This is a genomic window from Psychroserpens mesophilus (genome assembly GCF_050617655.1).
GTDB classification, from domain to species: Bacteria; Bacteroidota; Bacteroidia; order Flavobacteriales; family Flavobacteriaceae; genus Psychroserpens; species Psychroserpens mesophilus_A.
The window spans coordinates 1-273 of the sequence record NZ_JBODQC010000167.1; the positions used below are offsets into that span (position 1 = coordinate 1).

Genomic DNA, 273 nt, shown 5'->3' on the forward strand with positions numbered 1-273 from the left:
CCGAACGGGGCGGGGATGCGCGGCTTTGCGCCGCCCCAGACGGAATCCGCATGCGACAACGGGGAGGATTATAACTTGGCCATGATCCGGTTGCCGGGCATGGAGGGCCCCGTTGAGGTAGCCGGCAACCGATACGACATCCCGGACATCCTCCCGAGTATGCCTTCTTTTTCCACCCTTCAGGACCGGGATATCGCGGCAATCGCCACCTATATTCGCAATGCCTGGGGACACAGTAACCAACCTGTCAGCCGGGGGAGGGTCACCGGGGTC

The 273-nt window shown here is 62.6% G+C and carries 1 protein-coding gene; it reads left to right on the forward strand.

Annotated elements, in window-relative coordinates:
* Window positions 1–15: 15 nt before the first annotated feature.
* Window positions 16–273 (forward strand): c-type cytochrome (locus ACRHNM_RS16795; RefSeq protein ID WP_431137765.1); only part of this gene is annotated, 258 nt, incomplete at its 3' end.